Consider the following 17646-nt stretch of genomic DNA (forward strand, 5'->3'; position numbering starts at 1 on the left):
AAGTGCGAGATTGTTGTTGATGACTCTATTCACAATGGAAAAGAACAATGAATTCGACAAAAGCCTTTCACTTCGTCACATCCGAAGACGGTGCCGTGACCGTCGACTGGGTGGTGCTAACCGCCGGCCTTGTTGGACTGGGCCTGGCCGCCATGGCAGTCACGTCTGCTGGTGTTGAAAACCTCTCTGGCGACATTCGCGGCGAACTGACCAGCATGGACGCAGGGCCGACATTTGGGCTGGCTGCGTGGGCTGCTGGCGCACCACTGTACTTCTCGCAGGCGGATTGGGACTCAAATCGTGACTTCTTCGCTACACGCGATGTAGCCACAAACACTTTTGGAGCGACCGAAGCACTAAGCCTTGATGCAGATCCCGGCCGTTCTGATCGCCTCTATCAGCTTGACCAAGCGGGAGCGACGATCGCTGCAATGACCGCCAACGGTGAAGACGTAGGCGCATTGCAAGCAGAATACGACGCCTTGTATGCCGAGCTGTCCTCGGCCACTTGATCCCAATTGGTTCGATGCGTGCTGTCAGGTTTGATGCAACTTGTGGTCATCTGAATACACCACGGCGCGTCTAAAGCGGGCATCGAACCCACTTTGAAGCGACGACACTTCTCCGGCGATCCCCATTAAAAGGCGATCCCGTTTTGCCAGTCGCGAGAATGGGCGCGGGAGAACGCCTCGTCACTATCATGGCGCCCTGCACCCGGAAACAATCCCGCATGACGCGTTTCAAGGACGGTGGCGACGCGGTTTCGAAACCGCGTGACAAAGGGCTTTCGAAAGCCCTTCCGCCCTACTCCGGCGAGCCGCCCGCAAAGGCGTTGCCGTTCTGCCAGTCGCAGGCTGCATCCTGCATTTCCAGGTGCAGACCAGTGCGGTCGCAGGGATGCGCACGGGCGAGGTCTTCGTTGAAACTGATCCCTAGCCCCGGTTCGTCCGGCGCCGTGACAAACCCGTTCTCTACCCGGATCGTGCCGCCGATCAGATCACGGTGAAAGTCCGTCTCGATCGTTTCGACCATCAACAGGTTCGGACAGGTCACGCCAAGCTGCACATTGGCCGCCCATTCCACCGGCCCGGCATAAAGATGGGGCGCGATCTGCGCGCCGAAGGTTTCGGCAAGGGTCGCGATCTTCTTGCCTTCCCAGATGCCGCCCGCCCGGCCAAGCGCCGGTTGCAGGATCGTCGCCGCGCCCGCGCGCAGCACGTCGGCGAATTCTGCCTTGGAGGTCAGACGTTCGCCGGTGGCGACCGGGATGCGCACCGCGCGGGCGACCTCGGCCATGGCGGCGTGGTTATCCGGCGGTGTCGGTTCTTCGAACCACAGCGGGCTATAAGGTTCCAGCGCCTGCCCCAGCCGGATTGCGCCGCCCGGCGTGAACTGGCCGTGGGTGCCAAAGAGAAGGTCCGCCTTGTCGCCCACGGCCTCCCGGATCGCCTTGCAGAAGGCAACCGAGCGGGTGATGTCTGACATTGCGGGCATATGGCCGCCGCGCATGGTGTAGGGGCCTGCCGGGTCGAACTTCACCGCCGTATAGCCGCGCGCGACGCAATCGTCGGCGGCCTCTCCGGCCATCTCGGGCGAAATCCAGAATTCGGTCGGGTGGTGATGGGCGAGCGGATAAAGATAGGTATAGGCCCTCAGCCGCTCGTTCATCTTGCCGCCGATCAGGGCCCAGACCGGGCGGTTGCGCGCCTTGCCGAGGATATCCCAACAGGCGATTTCCAGCCCTGCATAGGCGCCCATGACGGTCAGATCGGGCCGCTGCGTAAAACCCGAGGAATAGGTTCTGCGGAAGATCCGCTCGATATTCTCAGGGTTCTCCCCCTCGAAATAGCGCTGGAACACGTCCGCGATGACAGCGCGCATCGCCTCTGGTCCCACCGAGGACGCATAGCATTCGCCATAGCCCATGATTCCGCAGGCGGTGGTCAGCTTCGGCACGATCCAGTAGCGCCCGCCCATACCGGGATTGGGTGGCGCGATGACAAATATCTCAAGATCGGCCAGTTTCATTCAGCTGCTCCCTTAGCTGTGCTTGCGTCACCCTGCCCCGCCCGGCACGGTTGGGCAAGGAGGGTCTGGAATGGATGCTATCGAGATTCGCCGCCTAGGCTTGGAAGATGCCGACAACGTCCTGTCTGTCCGCGACGGGGTGTTCGACGGGCCGGTTCGCCCCGACCGACTGAAGCAAAAGCTCTCGGCACCGGGGCAGCTGCTGATCGGGGCATTTTCCGATGGCGAGCTTGTCGGAATGGCGTCCGGCGCTGTTGTACTGGAACCGGACAAGGAGCCGAGCTTTTACCTGGACGAAATCGGCGTCCACGAAGACTGGCGGCGGCGCGGGATCGGGCTGGCTCGTGCGCGTTGCGTGCTGACTGAAGCCCGCGCCATGGGCTGCGAAACGGTCTGGCTGGCGACCGAGGAAGACAACATCCCCGCTCGCGCACTCTACGCCCGCCTCGGAGGGCAGGCGCAGACAGGTGTCGTCGTCTATTCCTGGGACTGACCGGGTCAGGCTCCGCCGAGCAGGATCACGTTACGCCGGGCGTGGCCCGTCTTGGTATCGGCGATGGCCTCGTTGATCTGGTCGAGCGTCCAGCGGTTCGAGATCAGCTCATCCAGCTTGAGCCGCCCCTGGCTGTACATATCCACCATCCAAGGGATGTCGCGGGGCAAAACCGCGTCACCCATCTTAGAGCCTTTCATCCCCTGCCCTACGGCCGCGATGATCACCGGTTCGTATTCCGCCATCGCTCCGCTATGGGGCATACCCACGGCATACATCATGCCGCCACGCGCTAGCAGGCGCAGGGATTGTTCATAAGCCGGGATCGCGCCCACGGTCACGAACACCGCGTCAGCCATCTTGCCATTGGTGATCTCGGCGATGGCCTTCCAAGGTGTCTTGTCACTGGCGAGAACCCCGTCCGTGGCACCGAAAGCTTTGGCATCGTTCAGCTTTTCCTCTGACATATCCATCGCGATGATGCGGGCAGCACCCGCGATACGGGCCCCTTGAATGGCATTGAGCCCAACCCCGCCCGCACCGATTACAACAACATTCTGCCCCGGGCGCACTTGGGCCGTGTTAACCACCGCGCCGACGCCGGTGATGACCCCACAGGCCAGCAGGCTGGCCACATCGGCGGGCATCTCGTCAGGCAGCGGTGCCAGCTGGCTTTGATGGACCACCACTGCTTCAGCGAAGGCCCCGCATTCCATCGCCTTGGTTGCGGGGGTGCCATCGGTCAGGCGAATGGCGGGTTCCACCGGCTGGTTGCCGTCGCAATAGACCGGAGCTCCAGAAGCGCAGGATCCACAAGTTCCGCAGGACTTTATCAGTGTCACCAAGACCTTCTGGCCGACCGCATAGGCGGTAACACCGGGCCCGGTCGACGTAATGCGGCCCGCGGCCTCGTGGCCATACACCGCAGGCAGATCACCGCCCCAACCACCGTCGATGTAGGAGATGTCGGAATGACAGATGGCAACGGCGTCGAGGCGGACTTCGACCTCGCCCTGACCGGGCGCGCGCAGGTCGATCTCTTCAATTGTCAGCGGTTCGCCAAAGGCGCGGCAGACGGCGGCTTTTACTCGGGTCATATGAAGACTCTCCCTGCTTTTTCACGGGAGAGTGCTGTGGCTTGGTGTGCTGTGCAAGCCCCTGATGCGGCATTGAGTCGGTTCCGTAGCGACATTGTCGGCGTGTCAGGCTGGCTGTCACCCCTCTTGCACCCCCGATAGACCCCTCGGACATAGGGCAGGCCGGTTTCGCCGCCTATCGGCGTCGACCCGTGGGCGGCCCTTCTCAACCCCCGGCTGGCGCAAGAGGGGGAGAATGCCACCGGCGTAAGTCTTTGAACCAGGAAGACGGCCGGGTTGCGGTTGGCAGGCAGGTGTCGGAGAAGGGAGGGACATTTGGAGGTTTGGTGATGGCACGGATCGGGCTTGGCACCTTTGGGTTGAATGTAGTAGAAAGCGGCGACACGCACGGTGCGCCGGTGGTTTTTGCCGGGGCGCTTGGGACCGAGCTGTCGATATGGGACGAGGTCTGCGCGCGTATGCCCGCAGGGTATCGTTTGATCCGTTACGACCTGCGCGGGCATGGGGCAAGCGATGTGCCGCCGGGGCCTTATTCCATGGGCGCCATGGTCCGCGATGCTGAAGCGCTGCTGGATGCGTTGGAACTGCGCGACACGGTTTTTGTCGGGATGTCGGTCGGGGGGCTGGTGGCCCAGGGGCTGGCGGTGAAGCGGATGGATCAGATCCGGGCACTGGTGCTGTCGGGTACTGCGTCCAAGATCGGCACCAAGGCTGGCTGGCAGGATCGGATCGAAACGGTTCGAACGGCGGGTATGACCGCAATCAGCGATGAGCTGATGGCGCGATGGTTCTCGCGGCGGGTTCGGGCCGAGGGCGGCGATGCGGCGATCCGTGCAATGATCGAACGCCAAGACCCGGAGGGCTACATCGGGGTGTGTGCCGCCATCGCCGGGACCGATTTCATCACCCCGACAAGCGGGCTGCGATTGCCAACGCTGGTGACCGTGGGAAGCGAAGACAGATCGACCCCGCCTGACCTTGTGCGAGAGCTTGCGGATCTGATCCCCGGATCGCGGTTTAAACTGCTGCGGGGAGCAGGGCATCTGCCTTGCGTGGACTCGGCGCCGCTTTTCGCCGAAAAGCTATCAGAGTTCCTTACCGCCATTGGCCATGGAGAGACGGCATGAGCATCAGCCCCTTCGACAGCGCAATGCTGCGTGATCTTTTCACGGACCGAGATGTCGCGACGCTGTTTTCGGACACGGCAGACATTCGCGCCATGTTGGTGGTGGAGGGGATGCTGGCCAAGGTGCAGGGCGATTTGGGGGTGATCCCGGCCGACAGCGCGGCGTTCATTCACCGATCATCGCTGGAGGTGCAGATCGACCCGGCGGGCCTGTCACTGGCCACCGGCCAGAACGGTGTCTGCGTCCCGGCCCTGATCGCGGCCTTCCGCAAAGAGATGGAAGCGCCCGAACATGCGCAATACGCCCATTGGGGCGCGACATCCCAAGACATTATCGACACCGGCCTGGCCTTACGGATGCGTCAGGCTTTGGCGTTGATCGAGGCGCGGGGGGACCGGATGGCACAGGCGCTGGCGCGGCTGGCCGGGGACCATGCGGGTACGCCGATGGTGGCGCGCACCTATGGGCAGACTGCCAACCCCACCAGTTTCGGGGCCGTTGCGGCGGCCTGGGGCTGGCCCTGGCTGGACCACAAGGCGCGACTGGCCGCCTTGCGGCCCCGGCTTTTGGCAGTCACCCTGTCGGGCGCAGCAGGGAATGGGGCAGCACTCGGGCCAAAAGCGGCAGAGACACGGGCACGACTGGCCGAAGCTCTGAAGCTGGCCGATCCGGGCCGATCCATCCACTCAACACGAGACCATGTGGCGGAATTGGCTGGGTGGCTGACCCTTGTGGCTGGGACCATGGGCAAGATGGGTGAGGATCTGTTGCTGTTGGCGCAAAGCGACGTGGGTGAGGTGCGATTTACGGGCGCGGGTGAAAGCTCGACCATGCCGCAAAAGCAGAACCCTGTCGGCGCATCGGTGCTGATTGCGTTGGCGCGCCACGTGCAAGCGTTGAACGTGGCCGTTCAGGGCGCGGCGTTGCACCGGCAGCAGCGGGACGGAGCAGCGTGGTTCACCGAATGGCTAAGCCTGCCCGCGATGATCATGGGGGTCGCCAAGGGGCTGTCGGTTGCTGCCGATCTGGCAGAAACACTGGACCCACAGGCCGACGCGATGTCCGCGCGGCTGAACGATCCGCTCGGGCTGATTCATGCCGAGGCACTGTCCTTTGCACTGGCTGCGCATATGCCACGCCCCGAAGCGCAAGCGGTGGTGAAAACCGCCTGCAAGGACGCTATCGCAACCGGCACGCCGCTGCTGTCGGTATTGGAACGGACCCATCCGGGGCTTGGCCTGGCCGAGGTGACAGACCCCGCTCGGGCCATGGGGGATGCCCCGTCCGAGGCGCGCGCCTTTGCGCAAGCGGTGGCTGATGCGTAACCAGCTACCGCTCTATTTCATCCTGTCGACCGTGGTTCTGGATGCCATGGGGATCGGCCTGATCATGCCCGTGATGCCAGGGCTGATCCGAGAGGTTCAACATGTGGATCTTGCGGATGCCGCGATTTGGGGCGGTATTCTCGCCGCCGTCTTCGCGGTCATGCAGTTCCTGTTTTCCCCGGTGCTTGGCAATCTATCGGACAGGTTCGGACGGCGGCCGGTCTTGCTGATCTCGATGGGGATGCTGGCGCTGGACTATGTGATCATGGCGCTGGCGGGCACCATTGGCTGGCTACTGATCGGGCGAATCCTTGGCGGCATTACCTCGGCCACCCATGCGACGGCCAATGCCTATATGGCTGATATTTCCAAGCCAGAGGAACGGGCGGGCCGGTTCGGGCTTATTTCAGCAGCGTTCGGCGTGGGGTTTGTTCTGGGCCCGATGGTGGGCGGCTTGCTGGCCGGGTTCGACACGCGAATGCCCTTCTGGGTCGCGGCGGGGCTGGCGGCGGCGAATTTCGGTCTGGGACTGGTGGTCTTGCCAGAATCCCTGCCACGCTGGAAACGGCGCGCGTTTGAGTGGGCGCGGGCCAATCCGCTTGGCGGGCTCAGGCAGATCGGGAAATTGCCAGGGCTTGGCTGGATGCTGCTGATGCTCTTCTTCTACAGCGTGTCAGGCTATGTTTACCCCGTGATCTGGGCCTATTTCACCCAAGCCTCCTTCGGGTGGGGGGAGGCTTTGGTCGGGCTGTCCCTGACATTATACGGCGGCGCGATGATCATCGTGCAAGCCTGGCTGATCCGGCTTGTTATCCCCCGGCTGGGAGAGGTGCGGGCCATTCTGTGGTCCATGATCCTGGATTGCGTCATGCTGTTTGGGATCGCCCTGTCACCCTGGGGCTGGCTGATCCTTGTTTTCACCCCGATTGCCGCCATCGGGACCATCGCGACGCCTGCAATTTCAAGCTATATGAGCGCGCGCGCCAGTGAGGATCAGCAGGGCGAGTTGCAGGGGGTTCTGGGATCCGTGAATGCGCTGGCAAGCGTGGTGGCGCCGCTGGCCATGACGCAGGTGTTCTTCCTGTTCACCCGCGACGGTGCCCCCATCCATTTCCCGGGCGCTCCGTTCATTCTGGCGCTGTTGCTGATGCTGGTGGCATTGGCGCTGTTCCGGGTCGGGTTGAGGTCAGGGGATGACGCCGGCAAGCTATAGCTTTCCTGTCGGCATCACACCCAATCACACAGCCTTGCCCCCATCTGGCCAGCTTGGAGCCTGAGGCCAACCCCTTGGGGAAAGGACTTCCGAATGCGCGCCGGTTCCCTGATCTTCTCCCTCGTCGCCAAGGCCATTGTCTGGGCTATTGACCTGCCGATGACGTTTGGCGCGTATCCGTAGTGGTCGGGCTCATGCTCACGCGCTTGGGTGCAGCATCGACCGAAACCTGATTGCGCGAAAAGCCGCGTGGCGTCTGCATTGGGGGTGTACAGTGGGTGTATGCGGGGTGTAGAGGCTGCCGGCGATCTCAGGGGGCTTTGGAATCAAGGCTCCCGCCCGGCTTCCGAGAGCAGATCTTATGCCGCTCGGATTCAGCGCCGCATTCCCATCAGGCTTCAGGAAAAGAGCCCTCCAAAATGACCGCCAGACAGAAACCCCAATCAGCCCCCGCTTCGGCCCCCTCTCCGCGACCGCGGCCGGTGCAGTTTGACGATTGGGCCATGATCTAAAATCATGGAAACGAACGGAAAAGCAGGGGGCGTTATGGCACCGCCCCCTGCTTCTCTTCCGACTGCCAAAGGCGTACTTTGCGTCCCGTGAGTATTTGGCGCAAAGCGATCTGTCTGACAGGGAACAAGTTGCGTCCACTGTGGGGCAGAGACGCCACCCATCCATGTTCCAGCCAAAAGACCTTGTCCCCGGATTAGTCCATCTTATGCGAAGGATAGTGGGAAATTAGACGCGCATCCGTATGCCTGCGCTCTCCTTTCGTATAGCCCACTTCGCTCACCAGGAAGCGCGGTTCAGATACGATTTTCCTTGCTATTTGCCTCGTCGACCCCCATATGCGCCGTGCGACCGTTACCGCATTTCGACCTCTGTCTCCCTAAACCGGCTTCAGTCTCGACCTGCTACCGACTGACGCCAGAGTTGCCGCATGCTGCGGGCGACGCTTAATTTAGGAGACCACGGATATGGCCAATGGCACCGTGAAATGGTTCAACACCACCAAAGGCTTCGGCTTCATCGCACCCGAAACGGGCGGCAAGGACGTTTTCGTCCACATCTCCGCCGTTGAACGTGCTGGCCTGACCGGCCTCGCTGACAACCAGAAAGTGACCTACGATCTGGAAGCTGGCCGTGATGGCCGCGAAAGCGCAACGAACATCGCCCTGGCCTAATCGGCCTAACGCGACAGAATTTCGGGATGGGGCGTGGCGCAGGCTGCGCCCCTTCTTCTTTGCCATAGGCACCCCTTGCATCGCATAGCGCCATTGCCCATTTATTGCCAATGTCAACTAGACGGAGCTCCCATGTCCGCCCCTGCCAAACTCACCTGTCTTGAATGCGCAGCGGTCAACCGCGTTCCGACCGACAAGCTGACTTCGGGTCCGAAATGCGGAATTTGCGGTGCGAAATTGTCGGATGGCAAAGTAAAGGCGCTGGACCCCGCGACATTGGCCAAGGCCACCAAGTCCGATCAGCTGCCCTTGCTGGTGGATTTTTGGGCCCCCTGGTGCGGACCCTGCCGGATGATGGCGCCGCAGTTTGAACAGGCGGCCAGGTCGCTTGCCCCCCATGCGCGTTTCGCCAAGATCGACACGCAGGATTTCCCGCAAGTCAGCCAGAAATTCGGAATACGCGGCATCCCGCTGCTGATCTTATTTCAGAATGGCCAGGAAATAGCGCGCTTGAGCGGTGCGCGCCCTGCGGCGGATATTGTCACTTTCGTGCGCAGCCATGCAAAGGCCAAAGCCTGATCCAAAGCAGCAGTCAAAATGTTTGAACCATCCGGCGGGTGGCGGCGACCTATGCGTATACGCAAGATCACACCGCCCGAAAGGATTGCCCCATGCCCGCCCCTGCCCGCCAATCCGGTTCCCTCCCTCGGACCCCCGGCGAAAAAGGCACGAAGCGCCCGACCGGGTTCCGCTTCACCGATTGGGCGATGATCTGAGTTGTTTCTGCCTGTTGACTGCCACCCCGGAAGAACCCTGTCTTCCGGGGTTTTTTCTGACATTCGCGCCGTAGTGAACCGACTATGCAGGCAGTTCCGGCACCGGTCTTGGTTTGCCGTTTTCATCGATTGCAACAAAGGTGAAGAACGCCTCTGTCACCTTCTCGCGCTCGCCCACTGCTCCGCGCTTGACCCATGCCTCAACCTCGATCCCCATCGAGGTACGGCCCACGCGGCCGATCCGTGTATAAACGCAGAGCACGTCGCCCACAGCCACGGGCCGGATGAATTTCATCGCGTCAACGGCCACCGTAGTGCAGCGACCCCGCGCGCGTTCGCGGGCGAGAATGCCGCAGGCAATGTCCATCTGGCTCAGCACCCATCCGCCAAAGATATCGCCATTGCCGTTCATATCGGCAGGCATGGCCACCGTGCGAAGTGTCAGTTCGCCTTGAGGGTCTGTCGTTTGCTCACTCATCTTGCCTGCCTTTCCTCTATCGTTGCCAGAGTGGCACCGGCGGCACGGACAAACAAGGCTGGCATCGCGTCTCGGCTGCGCCTATCTTTTTTCTTGTATTGAGAGAATTGGAGTTTCCCATGCGCCTCATTTCCGCGCTTTTCGCCCTTGCCCTGACCGCCCCCGCCGCACTGGCGCAAAGCGTCGAAGAGACCGAGCTGGTCCACGCCCTGTTTCGCAGCATGAACCCCCAATCCATCACTTATAACCGAGAGGTCTGCGGCTATATCGTGCGCACGCCCACAGGGCAGCTGGATGTCAGCAAGGTCAGTTGGGGCGGGGAAGCCTCCTGTGCGACGATCCCGGTAGAGCCCGGCTATCAGATCATCTCCTCCTGGCATACCCACGCCGCCTGGGGCCCAGGGTATGACGGAGAAGTGCCGTCGACCATCGACGTAGAGGGCGACATGGCCAGAGGGATCAACGGGTGGGTGGCAACACCGGGTGGAAGGCTGTGGTTTATCAACGGGCAGACCGGCTTCATGTACCAGGTCTGCGGGCGGGGATGCCTGCCATCTGATCCCGGCTTTTACCCGGAAGAGCATGGGCCAGTGGAAAAGCAATACACGCTGGCGCAGCTGCGTCGCCGCTTTAACGAAAGATAGAAAGAAGGCGCCGGGTTTTCCGGCGCCTTGCTTTTGTTACTCGGCCGCTTCCAGGTAATCGGTCAGCGGCGGGCAGGTGCAGACCAAATGCCGGTCACCATAGGCATTGTCCACCCGGCCAACCGGCGGCCAGTACTTATCGACCCGGAAGCTCGCGGGTGGGAAACAGCCCTGTTCACGGCTATAAGGCCGGTCCCAGTCTCCGATCAGCGCATTCACCGTATGGGGTGCGTGTTTCAGCGGGTTGTTTACCGCATCCATCTCGCCCTTTTCGATCGCCGCAATCTCGTCGCGGATGGCCAGCATCGCGGTGATGAACCGGTCCAGCTCTGCTTTGGTTTCGCTTTCCGTCGGTTCCACCATCAGCGTGCCGGCAACCGGCCAGCTCATCGTTGGCGCGTGGAAGCCGTTGTCGATAAGACGCTTGGCAATGTCGTCGACGGTGACATGGGCGCTGTCAGCAAAGGGGCGGGTGTCAAGGATGCATTCATGCGCAACACGGCCACCCTTGCCCTTGAACAGCACGTCATAAGCCCCTTCCAACCGTTTGGCGATGTAGTTGGCATTCAGGATCGCCACCTTGGTCGCCTGCGTCAGCCCCTCGCCGCCCATCATCAGGATATAGGCCCAGGAGATCGGCAGGATCGAGGCCGAGCCAAGCGGCGCGGCGCTGACCGGGCCTTCGGTTCCGCCAGTTTCCGGGTGACCGGGCAGATGCGGAGCCAAATGCGCCTTGACGCCGATAGGGCCCATGCCGGGGCCGCCGCCGCCATGTGGAATGCAGAAAGTCTTGTGCAGGTTCAGGTGGCTCACATCGCCGCCGATATCGCCCGGACGCACCAACCCCACCATGGCGTTCATGTTGGCCCCGTCGATATAGACCTGCCCGCCATGATCATGAGTGATCTGGCACACCTCGCGCACGGTTTCCTCGAACACGCCATGGGTCGAGGGGTAGGTGATCATGCAGGCCGCCAGCTTGTCGCCCGCGGCAGCGGCCTTGGCGCGGAAATCTTCCACATCGATATCGCCGTTCTCGGCCGATTTCACCACGACCACATCCAGTCCGACCATCTGGGCAGAAGCCGGGTTGGTGCCATGGGCCGATACCGGGATCAGGCAGATATTGCGGTCGCCCTGCCCGTTTGCGCGATGATAGGCCTGAATGGTCAGAAGCCCCGCATATTCACCCTGCGCGCCCGAATTGGGCTGAAGGCTCATCGCGTCATAGCCAGTGATCTCGCACAGTTGCGCGGACAGGTCCTTGGCCATTTCAGCAAAGCCCTGCGCCTGTTCGGCGGGGGCGAAGGGGTGCATGTTGGAAAACTCTGGCCATGTGATTGGCATCATCTCGGCGGCTGCGTTCAGTTTCATGGTGCAGGAGCCAAGCGGGATCATCGCCCGATCGAGCGCCAGGTCCCGGTCCGCCAGACGCCGCATGTAGCGCATCATTTCGGTTTCCGCCCGGTTAAGGTGGAAGATCGGATGTGTCAGATACTCGGACTGGCGCAGAAGCGCATCGGGCACCCGGTATTCCGCCGTCAGCCCGGCCTTGCGGCCATGGATGCCGAAGGCGCGCCAGAGCCGCTCGATCGTCTCGGGCCGCGTGGTTTCATCCAACGAAATCCCGATCCGAGTTTCACCGATCCGGCGAAGGTTGATCCGCTCGCGACGCGCCGCGTCGATGATCGCGCCCTGCAACGGGCCGGCATCCACGGTGATCGTGTCGAAGAAGGCCTCGGGCTCGACCTTGAAACCCTTCTCCTCCAGCCCGCGCGCCACGCGTACTGCCTTGCGGTGCACCCGCTGCGCGATGGCCTTCAGCCCCTCTGGCCCGTGGAACACGGCATAGAAGCTGGCCATATTCGCCAATAGCGCCTGTGCGGTACAGACGTTCGAGGTGGCTTTCTCACGTCGGATGTGCTGTTCGCGGGTTTGCAGCGACAGGCGGTAAGCGGGATTGCCTTGCGCATCTATGGATACACCGACGATGCGGCCCGGCATGTTGCGCTTATAGGCGTCCTTGCAGGCCATATAGGCAGCCGAGGGACCGCCAAAGCCCATGGGCACGCCAAAGCGCTGTGTCGATCCAACGGCGATATCGGCCCCCATGGCGCCCGGTTCCTTCAGCACGGTCAGCGCCAGAGGGTCCGCAATGACGATGCCGATGGCTTTCGCTTCATGCAGGCGGGCGATTTCGTTGCTGAAGTCGCGGACATGGCCGTAGGTGCCCGGATATTGGAAGATTGCGCCGAATACGGCCTGAGGGTCCAGATCGTCGGGGCAGCCCACGATGATCTCGATCCCAAGCGGTGCAGCGCGGGTCTTCATCACCGCGATGTTCTGTGGGTGGCAGTTTTCGTCGACGAAGAAACCAGTGGCTTTCGACTTTGCAACGCGCTGCGCCATGGTCATGGCCTCGGCCGCTGCCGTCGCCTCATCGAGCAGGGATGCGTTTGCGATATCCAGACCAGTCAGGTCCGTCACCATGGTCTGGTAGTTCAGCAACGCCTCTAGCCGGCCTTGGGAAATCTCGGGCTGATAGGGCGTATAGGCCGTGTACCAAGCCGGGTTTTCCAGAATGTTGCGCTGAATCGCGGGCGGGCAAACGGTACCGTAAAAGCCCTGTCCGATCATGGTCGAGTAGACCTTGTTCTTCTTTGCCACCTGCCGCATGTGATAGAGCAGCTCGCGCTCTGACTTTGGCTTGCCGAAGTCGAGGGGAGTTTCCTGGCGCAGGCTGGCTGGAACGGTCTGTTCGATCAGCTCGTCCAGATCCTTCACCCCCAACACCTCGAACATCTCCGCCATTTCCGAGGGCGAAGGACCGATGTGACGGCGGTTGGCGAAGTCGTAGGGTTTGTAGTCCGTGGGGGTGAAGGCCATCTGGGTTTCTCCTCAGTCGATCATCTCTTTGTAGGCGTCCTCGTCCATGTACTCTTCCATCTGAGCCAGGTCGGTCGCCTTGATCTTGAAAAACCACGCCTCGCCCATGGGGTCGTCATTGACCATGCCGGGGTTGTCGGCGAGTGCGTCGTTCACTTCCACGATCTCGCCATCAAGCGGCGCCATGATGTCAGACGCCGCTTTCACGGATTCGATCACCACGATGTCATCGTCCTTGGCCACCTGGGTGCCGGCCTCAGGCAGTTCCACGAACACCACGTCGCCAAGGGCAGTTGCCGCGTGCTCGGTGATGCCGACGGTCACGATATCGCCATCGGCGCGCAGCCATTCATGTTCTTCGGTGAATTTCATTGGGAGTCTCCCTTTCGTTGGATCAGCGTTTGTAATCGGGTTTATGGAACGGCAGGTCGGTCTGCGCGGCGGGCAAACGCTTGCCGCGAACCTCGCCGTAAAGGGTAATGTCGGCAGGGACCGAGCTGTCAATCAATCCCATGGCAATCGGCGCCCCGATTGAGGGGCCAAAGCCACCCGACGTGATCACGCCTACCTGATTGCCGCCCTCTGCCGCGTCGAACAGGGCCACGCCGCCGCGCATCGGCGCGCGGCCTTCGGGGCGCAGGCCCACGCGGCGCCGGGGGGCACCATTCTGCATTTCGTCAAGGATGCGGTCCGCACCGGGAAAGCCGCCCTCGCGGTCGCCGCCCGCGCGGCGCACCTTGTTCACGGCCCAGGTCATTCCGGCCTCGATGGGGGAAATATCTTCGGCCAGGTCATTTCCATAGAGCGGCATCCCAGCCTCCATCCGCAGGCTGTCGCGGGCACCAAGGCCAATGGGCATGACCTCTTCCATCTCCAGTAACGCACTTGCGAACGCTTCGGCAGCATCGGCAGGGACCGAGATTTCAAACCCGTCCTCGCCGGTGTAGCCAGAGCGGGAAATCCACAGCTCTGCGCCGTTCCAATCCACCTGCGCCACATCCATGAATTTCATGTCGGCAACATGCGGCACCATCCGCGCCAGCGCGGGTTCCGCCAGCGGCCCTTGCAAAGCCAGCAGCGCGCGGTCGGTCACTTCGACAACGCCCTCGATGGTGGCACGCATATGGGCGATGTCATGTTCCTTGCGAGAGGCATTGACGACAAGGAACAGATCCCCCGCCCGCCGCGCGATCATCAGGTCATCCAGCACACCGCCCGCGTCATTGGTGAAGAGGCCATAGCGCTGACGGCCTTCCTTAAGGCCGATCACATCGACCGGAACCAGAGCCTCCAGCGCCGCATCCGCCGCCAGTGGCAGCAGCACCTGCCCCATGTGGCTGACGTCAAACAGACCCGCCTTTTCGCGCGTATGCTGATGTTCGGCCATGACGCCAGCGGCGAATTGCACGGGCATTTCGTAGCCTGCGAACGGCACCATCTTGGCGCCCTGCGCCTCATGCAATGCCTTCAACGGCAAATGTTTAAGATCGCTCATGCGGCCTCCCCTTTCCTCAACCGGGGCTGGCCCGGCATCGCTAAAACATGCGTAATCCGCATGTCACGATGCCCCCTCTGTCCTTTCGCCTGAGATCGTTATCCCTTCGGCGGACGCGATTGGCGCGCCTCTCTCCAGAGTTCAGATGTCCGAGCAGGTCCTGCTGCCTGAGAGTTTACCGGGGCGGTTGCTCCTTCGGCACCGGCGCGAGACCGGATTCTCCCTGCTTGAACGAGGGGCAGAATACCGATCTTTTTGATTCCGACAAGCCCTTGCATGCAACCGCATACGCGGGCATCTCTATTCCCATGTCCGACCCGTTTTTCTTTGGCTATGGCAGCCTCGTGAACCGATCCACCCATGCCTATCCCCGCGCCGCGAAGGCGACGGTGACCGGGTGGGCGCGAGAATGGAAGAAATCAAAGCTGCGTCGCGTGGCCTTCCTGACCGCTGTCGAGGCGCATGGCGAGGAGATTGACGGGCTGATCGCCGCCGTACCCGGCGCGGATTGGGTGGCACTCGATGAACGCGAACGGGCCTATCACCGGCTGCCCGTTGCGAAGATCCGCCATGACCACCCGCCATTACCCGATATCCAGATCTATCGCGCAAGCGCAGATCATATAGAAGAATCGGGCGATCACGTCTTGCTGCAAAGCTATCTGGACGTGGTCGTGCAGGGCTATCTGCGGGAATTCGGGGCCGAGGGCGCCGACCGCTTTTTTGCCACCACCCATGGCTGGGACATGCCAATCTGTCAGGATCGCGCCGACCCCGTCTATCCCCGCCACCAGAGACTGACCGATGAGGAGCGTGATTTCGTCGATGGCCGCTTGGCGCGGCTTGGGGTGGCCTTTACCGACAGACGCCCCTGAACTGGCTGACAGTTTGAGTTCGACAATCGGCACAGGGGCGCTAAGCTTCTGGAATTGATATGTCGGGGGCAGGTGAATGACGCTAGAGATCATCGGGGCCGGGTTCGGCCGCACCGGAACCGAGTCTTTGAAACGTGCGTTGGAGATGTTGGGGTTTGGCCCGTGTCACCACATGCACGAGGTAATGGCACGACCGGAGTTAAACCAAAAATGGCGGGCCATCGCAGCGGGTGCGGACCCTGATTGGGATCAGGTCTTTCAAGGCTTCCGCGCGACGGTCGACTGGCCCTCCACTCATTACTGGGACGTGTTGGCGGACCACTACCCGGAGGCCAAGATCATCTTGTCCGTCCGCGATTCAGAAAGCTGGTTCAATAGTATGCAAAATACAATTCTGCCGGTTCTGAGGGACAGCACCGATCCCGAAAGCTTTGGCACGGCAGTTATCCGGGCCCAGGTCTTTACCGGCAGGCTGGATGATCGGGACCATATCATTGGTGTCTATGAGGATCACATCGCGCGGGTGAAGGCCACGATCCCGTCCGAGCGTCTGCTGACCTATGAGCTTGGCAGCGGATGGGGGCCGCTATGCGCGTTTCTGGGCTGCGAGGCTCCGTCCGAGCCTTATCCGTCTGGCAACCGGCCGGATCAGTTCCACGAGAAAATCGCTGCAGCCGACGCAGCAAAGGGCGTGGAATAGAAAACGCCCCGGCCTTTCGACCGGGGCGCTTCCTTAACCTCTCGGAGCAGCTTAGTCGCGCTCTTCGATGATTTCGACCATATGCGGGATCTTGGCGATCATGCCACGGACGGAAGGGGTGTCTTCCAGTTCGCGGGTCTTGTGCATCTTGTTCAGGCCCAGACCGATCAGCGTCTGACGCTGGATGGCGGGGCGGCGGATCGGGGAACCGATCTGCTTGACGACGATGGTTTTTGCCATGGGTGCGTCTCCTTACGAATCTGCGGCTTCAGCAGTGGCTTCCGCTTCCGGCTTGCGCAGGATGTCGGCCACTTTCTTGCCACGGCGTGCCGCAACCATGCGCGGGGAGGACTCGTTACGGAGACCGTCCAGCGTGGCGCGGATCATGTTGTAGGGGTTCTGGGACCCGGTCGACTTGGCAACCACGTCCTTGACGCCCAGCATCTCGAACACGGCGCGCATCGGACCACCGGCGATGATACCGGTACCTTCCGGAGCGGTGCGCATGGTCACCTTGCCAGCGCCGTGATGGCCCTTGACGTCATGATGCAGGGTGCGGCCTTCCTTCAGCGGCACACGGATCAGCTGACGCTTGGCCTGCTCGGTCGCCTTGCGGATCGCCTCGGGCACCTCTTTGGCTTTACCCTTGCCGAAACCGACGCGGCCACGCTGGTCGCCGACAACCACGAGGGCTGCGAAACCAAAGCGCTTACCACCTTTTACGGTCTTGGAGACCCGGTTGATCGCAACCAGACGATCTGCGAATTCGGGCGTTTCTTCCCGTTCCTGACGGCGGCCACGGCCCCCGCGGTTTTCACGTTCTGCCATTGATGGCATCCTTTTCCTGGTGGCGCGCCCTGCACGCCGGTTTGTCTCAATCGAAGTGGGCCGGAACCGGCCCCCCGATCATCGAGGCGGCACCGCAAGGCGCCGCCTGCAAGAGACCCGAAACGGGTCTTAGAACTTCAGACCACCTTCACGCGCGGCGTCGGCCAGAGCCTTCACCTTGCCGTGGAAGAGGAAGCCGCCACGGTCGAAGTAGCAGTCTTCGACGCCAGCAGCTTTGGCACGCTCGGCGATTGCCGCGCCCACCTTGGTGGCTGCTTCGACGTTGTTCTTGCCGACTACGCCCAGATCCTTCTCCATGGTGGAGGCGGAGGCCAGGGTGACGCCATTCACGTCGTCGATCAGCTGAACGCTGATGTTCTTGTTCGAGCGGTGAACCGACAGGCGCGGACGCCCATTCGCGGTTGCCCGCAGCTTGTTCCGGACGCGCAGGCGGCGTTTCTGGAACAGGACTTGTTTGCTGTTTGCCATTTTTCGCG

At 61.9% G+C, this 17646-nt stretch carries 19 protein-coding genes and 1 riboswitch; of the genes, 10 read left to right on the forward strand and 9 right to left on the reverse strand.

Annotation, left to right across the window (positions count from 1 at the left end):
• Positions 1-47: 47 nt before the first annotated feature.
• Positions 48-512: a hypothetical protein gene (locus ACROHD_RS14340; protein WP_432678827.1), complete on the forward strand. Its 465-nt coding sequence runs from the start codon at positions 48-50 to the stop codon at positions 510-512.
• Positions 513-804: 292 nt separating this feature from the next.
• Here the strand turns inward: ACROHD_RS14340 and ACROHD_RS14345 are convergent, their stop codons facing one another.
• Positions 805-2028 (reverse strand): mandelate racemase/muconate lactonizing enzyme family protein, encoded by a 1224-nt coding sequence (locus ACROHD_RS14345; protein ID WP_432678828.1) that lies wholly within the window; start codon positions 2026-2028, stop codon positions 805-807.
• 70 nt (positions 2029-2098) lie between these two features.
• Here ACROHD_RS14345 and ACROHD_RS14350 point away from each other — a divergent pair, with 70 nt between their 5' ends.
• Entirely contained in the window at positions 2099-2521 is a 423-nt protein-coding gene (locus tag ACROHD_RS14350; RefSeq protein WP_432678829.1) for a GNAT family N-acetyltransferase, read from the forward strand.
• 5 nt (positions 2522-2526) lie between these two features.
• Here the strand turns inward: ACROHD_RS14350 and ACROHD_RS14355 are convergent, their stop codons facing one another.
• On the reverse strand, positions 2527-3618 hold the full coding sequence (locus tag ACROHD_RS14355; RefSeq protein WP_432678830.1) for a Zn-dependent alcohol dehydrogenase: 1092 nt from the start codon (positions 3616-3618) through the stop codon (positions 2527-2529).
• 329 nt (positions 3619-3947) lie between these two features.
• Here ACROHD_RS14355 and pcaD point away from each other — a divergent pair, with 329 nt between their 5' ends.
• The 5 genes from pcaD (at position 3948) to trxC (ending at position 9046) form a co-directional block, all read left to right on the forward strand.
• Positions 3948-4745: a 3-oxoadipate enol-lactonase gene (gene pcaD / locus ACROHD_RS14360; RefSeq protein ID WP_432678831.1), complete on the forward strand. Its 798-nt coding sequence runs from the start codon at positions 3948-3950 to the stop codon at positions 4743-4745.
• Entirely contained in the window at positions 4742-6070 is a 1329-nt protein-coding gene (locus tag ACROHD_RS14365; protein ID WP_432678832.1) for a lyase family protein, read from the forward strand. The genes pcaD and ACROHD_RS14365 overlap by 4 nt, the downstream gene beginning before the upstream one ends.
• On the forward strand, positions 6063-7283 hold the full coding sequence (locus ACROHD_RS14370) for a TCR/Tet family MFS transporter (RefSeq protein ID WP_432678833.1): 1221 nt from the start codon (positions 6063-6065) through the stop codon (positions 7281-7283). Before ACROHD_RS14365 ends, ACROHD_RS14370 begins: the two co-directional genes overlap by 8 nt.
• Positions 7284-8260: 977 nt before the next feature.
• Complete coding sequence (locus ACROHD_RS14375; RefSeq protein WP_432678834.1) at positions 8261-8467, forward strand: cold-shock protein; 207 nt, start codon at positions 8261-8263, stop codon at positions 8465-8467.
• A gap of 132 nt (positions 8468-8599) precedes the next feature.
• A complete protein-coding gene (gene trxC, locus ACROHD_RS14380) occupies positions 8600-9046 on the forward strand; it encodes a thioredoxin TrxC (protein ID WP_432678835.1) in 447 nt (148 codons plus the stop codon).
• Positions 9047-9325: 279 nt separating this feature from the next.
• On the opposite strand, the gene yciA is transcribed toward trxC, so the two are convergent.
• The gene (yciA, locus tag ACROHD_RS14385) at positions 9326-9721 is read right to left on the reverse strand and encodes an acyl-CoA thioester hydrolase YciA (RefSeq protein WP_432678836.1); all 396 of its coding nucleotides are present in this window, start codon (positions 9719-9721) and stop codon (positions 9326-9328) included.
• 119 nt (positions 9722-9840) lie between these two features.
• Between yciA and ACROHD_RS14390 the strand changes: the two genes are divergently transcribed.
• Positions 9841-10365 (forward strand): DUF4329 domain-containing protein, encoded by a 525-nt coding sequence (locus ACROHD_RS14390; RefSeq protein ID WP_432678837.1) that lies wholly within the window; start codon positions 9841-9843, stop codon positions 10363-10365.
• Between the two features lie 36 nt (positions 10366-10401).
• On the opposite strand, the gene gcvP is transcribed toward ACROHD_RS14390, so the two are convergent.
• The 3 genes from gcvP to gcvT are packed head-to-tail and all read right to left on the reverse strand — an operon-like array spanning position 10402 to position 14746.
• A complete protein-coding gene (gene gcvP, locus ACROHD_RS14395) occupies positions 10402-13251 on the reverse strand; it encodes an aminomethyl-transferring glycine dehydrogenase (protein WP_432678839.1) in 2850 nt (949 codons plus the stop codon).
• A 12-nt stretch (positions 13252-13263) separates the two neighbouring features.
• A complete protein-coding gene (gcvH, locus tag ACROHD_RS14400; protein WP_432678840.1) occupies positions 13264-13623 on the reverse strand; it encodes a glycine cleavage system protein GcvH in 360 nt (119 codons plus the stop codon).
• A 22-nt stretch (positions 13624-13645) separates the two neighbouring features.
• Positions 13646-14746, reverse strand: a complete 1101-nt coding sequence (gene gcvT, locus ACROHD_RS14405; RefSeq protein ID WP_432678841.1) for a glycine cleavage system aminomethyltransferase GcvT — start codon at positions 14744-14746, stop codon at positions 13646-13648.
• Positions 14747-14891: 145 nt separating this feature from the next.
• Positions 14892-14981: riboswitch (glycine riboswitch) on the reverse strand.
• Positions 14982-15054: 73 nt separating this feature from the next.
• On the opposite strand from gcvT, the gene ACROHD_RS14410 reads away from it, so the two are divergent.
• Both ACROHD_RS14410 and ACROHD_RS14415 read left to right on the forward strand, forming a co-directional pair.
• The gene (locus tag ACROHD_RS14410) at positions 15055-15621 is read left to right on the forward strand and encodes a gamma-glutamylcyclotransferase family protein (protein WP_432678842.1); all 567 of its coding nucleotides are present in this window, start codon (positions 15055-15057) and stop codon (positions 15619-15621) included.
• Between the two features lie 76 nt (positions 15622-15697).
• Positions 15698-16321, forward strand: coding sequence for a sulfotransferase family protein (locus tag ACROHD_RS14415; RefSeq protein WP_432678843.1), 624 nt, complete (start codon positions 15698-15700; stop codon positions 16319-16321).
• Positions 16322-16372: 51 nt separating this feature from the next.
• Here the strand turns inward: ACROHD_RS14415 and rpmD are convergent, their stop codons facing one another.
• The 3 genes from rpmD to rplR form a co-directional block, all read right to left on the reverse strand.
• On the reverse strand, positions 16373-16561 hold the full coding sequence (gene rpmD, locus ACROHD_RS14420) for a 50S ribosomal protein L30 (RefSeq protein WP_071688940.1): 189 nt from the start codon (positions 16559-16561) through the stop codon (positions 16373-16375).
• Positions 16562-16573: 12 nt separating this feature from the next.
• Positions 16574-17149 carry a 30S ribosomal protein S5 gene (gene rpsE / locus ACROHD_RS14425; RefSeq protein ID WP_420397048.1) on the reverse strand — a complete coding sequence of 192 codons (576 nt, stop codon included), beginning with the start codon at positions 17147-17149 and terminating at the stop codon, positions 16574-16576.
• Positions 17150-17278: 129 nt separating this feature from the next.
• The gene (gene rplR / locus ACROHD_RS14430) at positions 17279-17638 is read right to left on the reverse strand and encodes a 50S ribosomal protein L18 (RefSeq protein ID WP_432678844.1); all 360 of its coding nucleotides are present in this window, start codon (positions 17636-17638) and stop codon (positions 17279-17281) included.
• Positions 17639-17646: the final 8 nt, after the last annotated feature.

This window comes from Nioella aestuarii, assembly GCF_050896395.1.
In the GTDB taxonomy this organism is placed as follows: Bacteria; Pseudomonadota; Alphaproteobacteria; order Rhodobacterales; family Rhodobacteraceae; genus Nioella; species Nioella aestuarii.